7 protein-coding genes are annotated in these 6,196 nt (G+C 68.8%); 5 read left to right on the top strand and 2 right to left on the bottom strand.

All coding sequences use genetic code 11. The features are described 5' to 3' along the window. Positions 1 to 262: 262 nt before the first annotated feature. Positions 263 to 1,324, bottom strand: a complete 1,062-nt coding sequence (locus B3E91_RS03225; RefSeq protein ID WP_287028381.1) for an SMP-30/gluconolactonase/LRE family protein — start codon at positions 1,322 to 1,324, stop codon at positions 263 to 265. Between the two features lie 131 nt (positions 1,325 to 1,455). On the opposite strand from B3E91_RS03225, the gene rnd reads away from it, so the two are divergent. The 5 genes from rnd to B3E91_RS03200 all read left to right on the top strand — a co-directional run bounded on the left by rnd (position 1,456) and on the right by B3E91_RS03200 (position 5,677). Then, complete coding sequence (gene rnd, locus B3E91_RS03220) at positions 1,456 to 2,595, top strand: ribonuclease D (protein WP_287028379.1); 1,140 nt, start codon at positions 1,456 to 1,458, stop codon at positions 2,593 to 2,595. Next, complete coding sequence (locus B3E91_RS03215; RefSeq protein ID WP_090227713.1) at positions 2,592 to 2,885, top strand: YcgL domain-containing protein; 294 nt, start codon at positions 2,592 to 2,594, stop codon at positions 2,883 to 2,885. Before rnd ends, B3E91_RS03215 begins: the two co-directional genes overlap by 4 nt. A 3-nt stretch (positions 2,886 to 2,888) precedes the next feature. Continuing rightward, positions 2,889 to 3,821 carry a D-2-hydroxyacid dehydrogenase gene (locus B3E91_RS03210; RefSeq protein ID WP_286785824.1) on the top strand — a complete coding sequence of 311 codons (933 nt, stop codon included), beginning with the start codon at positions 2,889 to 2,891 and terminating at the stop codon, positions 3,819 to 3,821. Between the two features lie 120 nt (positions 3,822 to 3,941). Continuing rightward, complete coding sequence (locus B3E91_RS03205) at positions 3,942 to 4,391, top strand: YcgN family cysteine cluster protein (protein ID WP_090227708.1); 450 nt, start codon at positions 3,942 to 3,944, stop codon at positions 4,389 to 4,391. Between the two features lie 62 nt (positions 4,392 to 4,453). After that, a complete protein-coding gene (locus B3E91_RS03200; protein WP_287028375.1) occupies positions 4,454 to 5,677 on the top strand; it encodes a hypothetical protein in 1,224 nt (407 codons plus the stop codon). Between the two features lie 4 nt (positions 5,678 to 5,681). On the opposite strand, the gene B3E91_RS03195 is transcribed toward B3E91_RS03200, so the two are convergent. Next, entirely contained in the window at positions 5,682 to 6,059 is a 378-nt protein-coding gene (locus B3E91_RS03195) for a YgaP family membrane protein (RefSeq protein WP_273231295.1), read from the bottom strand. Positions 6,060 to 6,196: the final 137 nt, after the last annotated feature.

Raw genomic sequence — 6,196 nt, 5'->3', positions numbered from 1 at the left:
CGTGTACCGAGTGACGCCCAGGCGTAGGGTGGATCGCGCTCCATCGATCCCCCGGGCGGTGTAACGGTGGATGAAAAGAGCGTCATCCACCCTACGCTTGAAGGGAGTCCGGTGCATCCGATGGGGGCGGCGTGTACTGAGTGACGCCCAGGCGTAGGGTGGATCGCGCTCCATCGATCCACCGGGCGGTGTAACGGGGGGATGAAAAGAGCGTCATCCCCCTACGTCCGGCGGGAGTCCGGTGCGGCAGATTGCGGTGTGCTCAGCGAATCTTCAGGCGGCCTATCCGGTCATTGTCCAGGCTGCCGAAGTACAGGAAATCTCCCTGCGGTTTCACCGAGGTGACCATGCGCAGGTGCGCGCCGCTGGTGTCGTGCAGGCTCTGCACGATGTTGCCGTTTTCGTCGAGGGCGATCACCAGGCCGTAGGGCGTGGGTTTTGGCCAGAGCGCGCGCGGCAGCTTGGCGATCTGCGCCTTGAGCCACGGGTGGCGATGGAGGAAGTCGGCGTCGGCCTTGCGCGGCGAGGGCAGGGCGACCCAGAAGGTGCCGGCGCGGTCGCCCTGGAGGTTGTCCGGCAGGCCGGGGAGGTTGTCGATGAACACGTCATGGCTGCCGGCCTTGTCCCCCGTGAGCCAGTAGCGGGTGATGCGATAGCGGTAGGTTTCGTTGACCAGCACGAAATCCTCGTGCTGCGAGAGCGCCACGCCGTTGGCGAAATACAGGTCCTTGAGCAGCACCTCGGTCTTGCCTGTAGCCGGGTCGTAGCGCAGCAGGCGGCCGTGCGGGCGCGCCTCGAGCAGGTCAAGCAGGTAGTCCGGCTGGGTGAAGGTGTCGGAGGCGTCGCTGAAATAAATGCGCCCGTCGCGGGCGATGTCGAGGTCGTCGGTGAAGCGGAAGGGAGCGCCGTCCGCCTCGGTGGCGAGCACCCTGATCGTGCCGTGGGCATCGACGCTGAGCAGGCCCTTGTAGGCGTCGGCGACGATCAGCTGGCCGTCCGCGGCGAAGTCCATGCCCAGCGGGCGCCCGCCGGTGTTGACGAAGGTCTGCGGGATGCCGTCCGCACCCAGGCGCACGATGCGGCCGTCGGCGAGGCTGGCGTAGAGCCGCCCACTGGCATCCACTGCGGTGTCTTCCGGCCCGTGCAGCTGGCCCTGGGCGATCAGCTCGGCCTTCATCAGCGTGTCGTTGGGCTCCAGTACGCCGGTCAGCGGCGGCGCGGCGGGCGCGTCCCAGGCGAGCGGGTCGATCACGCTCGGGGTGACGCTGAGGTAGAGCGCAGCGGCGGCGAGCAGCAGCGCGATGAAGCCGATCAACTTGGTCATGGCGGTCCTTTTCTGATTGTTCTGGGCGCAGCGTCGGAGCATAGGAGGCGGCGCAGCCGGCCGACAAGCCGTGAATCTCCGTCCCGGTGGCGCAGCGCAGTTATACTGGCGTGATAACCAAGGAGAGCCGTGTGCCCAACGATATTCACTGGATCCGTGACGACGCCACCCTGGCGCACCACTGCAGCATCTGGCGTGACTTGCCCTACGTGGCGCTGGACACCGAATTCATCCGAGTCGACACCTTCTATCCACTCGCCGGCCTGGTGCAGATCGGCGACGGCGAGCGCGCCTTTCTCATCGATCCGCTGCTGATCGGCGACTGGAAACCGTTCGCCGCGCTGCTGGAAAGCCCGCAGGTGGTCAAGGTGCTGCACGCCTGCAGCGAAGACCTGGAAGTGCTGCTGCGCCTGACCGGCAGCCTGCCGGCGCCGCTGTTCGACACGCAACTGGCTGCCGGCTACCTGGGCATCGGCTTCTCCATGGGCTATTCGCGCCTGGCCCATGCCGTGCTCGGCCTCGACCTGCCGAAGGACGCCACGCGCTCGGACTGGCTGGCACGCCCGCTCAGCGACATCCAGGTGCGTTACGCCGCCGACGATGCCAAGCACCTGGCGGAAATCTACGAAGTGCTGGATCAGCGCCTGTCCGACGAGAAGCGCGCCTGGCTGCTGGAGGACGGCGCCGAACTGGTCGCCAACCTGCGCCGGGAGGTCGACCCGCGCGAGTTGTACCGCGAGGCCAAGCTCGGCTGGAAGCTGTCGCGCGCCCAGCTGGCGGTGCTCCGCGAGCTGTACGTGTGGCGCGAGGCCGAGGCCCGTCGCCGCGACCAGCCGCGCAATCGCATCGTCCGCGAGCACTGCCTGTGGCCGCTGGCGCGCTTCCAGCCGGATAACCTGGCGGCCCTGGCGAAGATCGAGGACATGCACCCGCGCACCGTGCGCCAGGACGGCGAGACGCTGATCCAACTGATCAAGGACGCCGCCGCGCTGCCCAGGGAAGCCTGGCCGGAGGCGTTGCCCGAGCCGCTGCCGGTGGACGCCACGGTGCTGCTCAAGCGCCTGCGCGCGGTTGGCCAGGCCGAAGCCGAGAAACTGCAGATCGTCCCCGAGCTGATGCTGCGCAAGAAGTCCCTCGAGGCGCTGCTCAAGAGCGGCTATCCCGACGGCCCCTACACCCTGCCTGAATCCCTGCGTGGCTGGCGCCGCGAGCGCATGGGCCAGGCGCTGCTCGACGCCCTCGCTCCGGGCGCTGGAGAACCGACCCCGTGAAACGCCTCTGTTCCATCTACCGCAGCCCGCGCAAGCGCGAGATGTATCTCTACGTGAACCGCGCCGACGCGCTCAAGCGCGTGCCGGAAAGCCTGCTGGTCGCCTTCGGGCCGCCGCAGCACGCCTTCGACCTGGTGCTGACCCCGGAGCGCCAGCTCGCGCGCGAAGACATCGCCAAGGTGCTGGAGAACCTGGAAACCCAGGGCTATCACCTGCAGATGCCGCCGCCCGAGGACGACTACATCGCCCACCTGCCGGATGAACTGCTGCGCCGCAACGACCCGGTCTGACCCATGCGCCTGCTGATCGCCGATCCTGAACACGCCCGCTACGCCGACCTGCTGGGTGACGCCGAGCCGTCGCTGCAACTGCACGGCAGTGACGATCCGGCGGAGCTGGCCAGGTTGGCGGCCCACTGCCCGGTGTGGCTCGGGGCGCCCGATCTGCTGGCGCCGCTGTTGCGCGGCGGCGCCCGCCCGCAGTGGGTGCAGTCGACCTGGGCCGGCATCACGCCGCTGCTGGCCGCCGACCTGCCGCGCGATTACCGCCTCAGCCGGGCAGTCGGCGTATTCGGCCAGGCGATGGCCGAATACGTGCTGACCTACCTGTTGGCCCACGAGCGCCAGGTTCTGTCGCGCGCGGCGCTGCAAGGGGAGGGCCGCTGGGACACGCGCACGCCGCACGGCCTCGGCGGACGCCGGGCGCTGATCGTCGGTGCCGGCGACATCGGCCAGGCGGTGGCGCGCCTGCTGGCGCCGTTCGGCATCGAGCTGCGCGGCATCGCCCGCCAGCCGCGCGCCCTGGAGCCGTTCCTGGAGGTCGCCGGGATCGACCAGCTGGAGCGTCTCGCCGCGCAGGCCGACTACCTGATCAACCTGCTGCCGAACACGCCCGACACCGGTGATATCTACGACGCCGGCCTGTTCGCGCGCCTGCCGCGCGGCGCGCTGTTCATCAACGCCGGGCGTGGCACGGCGGTGGTCGATGCCGACCTGGTCGCCGCGCTGCAAGGCGGGCAGTTGGCGGCCGCGGTGATCGACGTCTGCCGCGAGGAGCCGCCAGCGCCCGACCATCCGTTCTGGCGCGCACCGAACCTGCTGCTCACCGGGCACACCGCGGCGCCGACGCCGCCCAGGGCGATGGCCCGGCTGTTCCTCGACAACCTGGCGCGTCACCGCGCGGCGGAGCCGCTGCTCGGCCAGGTAGATTTCGCCCGCGGCTACTAGGGCCGTTGGCGTTCCCCGCGACGAAACCTCGACACCCAGGCATCCGACGACGCAGCCTTGGCCCTGTCTGCGCGGCGGGCTAGACTGCCGGCCTTTTCGCACCCTCGCCGCAGTACGCCCATGGCCGCCATCGTCGAACCCTTCTGGAAGCGCAAGACCCTTGCCGAGCTCGATCGCACCGAGTGGGAATCGCTCTGCGACGGCTGCGGCCTGTGCTGCCTGCAGAAGCTGGAAGATGAGGACGACGGCAGCGTCTACTACACCCGCGTGGCCTGCAAACTGCTCGACCTGACCAGCTGCCGCTGCAGCGACTACCCGAATCGCCGCCAGTACGTGGCCGACTGCATCCAGCTCACCCCGGCGCAGGCCGACCAGTTCCGCTGGCTGCCGCCGACCTGCGCCTACCGGCGCGTGGCCGAGGGCAAGGACCTGCTGGCCTGGCATCACCTGGTCTGCGGCGATCCGGATGCGGTGCACCGCGCCGGCATCTCGCAATCGGGCAAGATGCTCAGCGAAGACAGCGTTGCCGAGGATGACTGGGAAGACCACCTGATCTTCCGCGCCGGCTGATACCTGGCCGCCGCCCGCACGGCGCTGACCGACACCGACAGACCCCATGGGATTTCACTGCGATGCCCTCACTCCGCTGGTTGCCCTGCTGCCTGCTGTTCGTCTTCACCCCCTGCGCCCTGGCGGCGAAGAAGGTCGATCTGGACTACTCCGTGCGTTTTCTGCCGCAGTCCGATCAGGCCGAGGTGAGCCTGCGGCTGGCGAAGGGCGAAGTGGTTCGCGAGCTGGAACTCGACCTCGGCGCCACCGGGGCGTACAGCGACTTCAAGGCCGACGGCGACTGGCGCCTGAGCGGCGACCACGGGCTGTGGAAACCCTCGCGCGGCGCGGCAACGCTGAGCTACCGGGTGCGCGTCAGCCATCGTCGCGAATCGGGCGCCTACGACGCGCGGATGACAACCGACTGGGCGCTGCTGCGCGGCGACGATCTGGTGCCGGCGGCGCGCCTGTCGCAGGCCGACGGCGTCGAGCTGGTGTCGCGCCTGCAGTTCGAGTTGCCGGAGGGCTGGAACAGCGTGGAAACCGGCTGGTCGCGGATCGGCAAGAACCGTTTCCGTATCGATAATCCGGGGCGCCGTTTCGACCGGCCGACCGGCTGGATTCTCGCCGGCAAGATCGGTGCGCGGCGCCTGCGCCTGGGCGAGACCGACGTCACCGTGGCGGCGCCCATCGGCGAGGGGCTGCGGCGGATGGACATCATCACCTTGCTCACCTACGTCTGGCCGCATGCGCAGGCGGCGTTCCCGCGCGACCCGGAGAAGCTGCTGATCGTCGGCGCCGGCGCGCCGATGTGGCGTGGCGGGCTTTCCGCGCCGAACTCGTTCTTCATGCAGGCCGAGCGGCCGCTGATCAGCGAGAACGGCACCAGCCCGCTGCTGCACGAACTGGTGCACGTGTTCACCCGGATCACCGACACGGACGACAGCGACTGGATCAGCGAGGGCGTCGCCGAGTACTACTCGATCGAGTTGCTGCGCCGTTCGGGCGGACTCGGCGAGGCCCGTTATCACAAGGTGCGCGAGCAGTTGCAGCGTTGGAGTCGCGACGTGAGCAGCCTGCGCAGCGAGCATTCCAGCGGCGCGGTGACGGCGCGGGCGGTGCTGTTGCTGGAGGACCTGAACCAGGAAATCCGCGTGGCCAGCAAGGGCCGGCAGTCGCTGGACGACCTCGTCCAGGGCCTGATGCGCCTGGACAAGGTCAGCACCGACGATGTGCGGGCGATCGCCGAAACGCTGATCGGCGAGCCGTCGAAGGTGCTGGATACGCCGTTGCTGGCGGGCAACTAGCGAATCAGACGCCGGCTTTCGGGCTGCTCAGCGATTCGTTGCCGGTGACGGTGGCGCTGCGGGTCGCGGCGTCGGCGTTCTCGAACAGGTGGTCCAGCTTGCCGCCACTGGCGACCTTGAAGTCGTGGACGTCTTCCTTCGCCGCCTGCAGCACCTTCTTCGCTGCGCAACGCCCGGTGAAGCCGCGCACCAGCCCCATGCCGCCCATCGCCACTTCCAGCAGGCCGCCGATGCCGCCGCGGCGCAGGCCCTTGCTCAACAGCACGAAGCCGCCGGCGATGGAGGCCGCGCGCTCCCAGCCGTGCACGTTTTTCTCGGCATCGCTGCCGGGGGTGAAGGCGGAGGTAGCGCCGGTTTCATCTTTGTGAGTTGGAATCAGCATCGTCGTTCTCCTTGGAGGGTTACCTAGAACATGACTCCCGCGCCGCCGCGCTGTTCCGCAGCCCGGATGGCCGGCGCGCGCCATTGCAGAACTTCCGCGGCGTTGTGGTCGTCCCAGTTTTAACTCCGTTTTGCGAC

It is taken from the genome of Pseudomonas sp. UBA6310 (genome assembly GCF_002438225.1).
Classification (GTDB): domain Bacteria; phylum Pseudomonadota; class Gammaproteobacteria; order Pseudomonadales; family Pseudomonadaceae; genus Pseudomonas_O; species Pseudomonas_O kuykendallii.
The sequence above is the reverse complement of the archived record's forward strand: the minus strand, read 5'-3'. Positions and strand labels throughout refer to the sequence as shown.